Origin of the sequence: Stenotrophomonas panacihumi (genome assembly GCF_001431645.1) — a bacterium.
GTDB lineage: Bacteria > Pseudomonadota > Gammaproteobacteria > Xanthomonadales > Xanthomonadaceae > Stenotrophomonas_A > Stenotrophomonas_A panacihumi.
In genome coordinates this window covers 1-793 of the sequence record NZ_LLXU01000030.1, presented here as the reverse complement: position 1 = coordinate 793, position 793 = coordinate 1, and the positions used below count along the sequence as shown (strand labels likewise).

The 793-nt window shown below is 64.8% G+C and carries 1 protein-coding gene and 1 pseudogene; one reads left to right on the top strand and one right to left on the bottom strand.

The genetic code is table 11. The features are described 5' to 3' along the window. Positions 1-103: 103 nt before the first annotated feature. Positions 104-562 (bottom strand): annotated as a pseudogene (locus tag ARC20_RS01450) (YceD family protein); the annotation flags it as partial. Between the two features lie 111 nt (positions 563-673). Between ARC20_RS01450 and ARC20_RS01445 the strand changes: the two are divergent. After that, positions 674-793 (top strand): Maf family protein (locus tag ARC20_RS01445; RefSeq protein WP_202595419.1); only part of this gene is annotated, 120 nt, incomplete at its 3' end.

Here is a 793-nt window from a genome sequence, read left to right as displayed (position 1 = left end):
ATGAGAAGGCATACATTTTTGTTTTTTTTTTTTTAAAGCAGAAGACGGCATAGGAGATCAAGTCCGGTCTGGTGGGCCCGGATATGTGTAAAAGAGACAGAAATTCTTCGGTGGTCGCGGTCCATTCGGACTCGACCGCCTCGGTGCCCGGCGCCATCGGCACCACGGGAACCGCCAGCACCAGCTCGTCCTCGATGAGGTCGGCGGGCTTGAGCATGCCGTCCTCCGGAACCAGCAGGGCCTCGTAATCCTGCGGCAGCGCGGCCTCTTCGTCCTCGCTGCGCACCAACCCCAAGCGCTGGGTGATCTTCACCGGTAGCAGGAAACGCGCCAGGCTGCGCTGGCATTCCAGCGGCAGCGCCGTTTCGACATGCAATTCGACGTAGGACACCTGCAGCACTTCGTCCCGGCCGAACTCCAGCGAGTAATTCACCTCGCCCTCGGTATCGACCAGGCTGCCTTCCAGCCGGCGCATCGCCGACAGCGGCAGACTGCCATCGAAGCGCCTGCGCGCTGCGACCATCCGCCAAGCATCCAGCTGTTCGGGCACGTTGGGGGACATAAGCCGCAGAATGTTAAGGACGGCAAGCCCCCCTGTCAAATCGCCCGGACCGGCTTGTGGCCTGCCCCGCACGCCCGGCAGACTCGCCGCCCGACCTGAACGGTGCCGCCCATGCCCCGGCTGATCCTCGCCTCGACCTCCCCCTACCGGCGCGAACTGCTGACCCGCCTGGGCCTGCCGTTCGAAACCGCGCGCCCGGAGACCGACGAGACCCCCGCCCCGGGCGAAGCC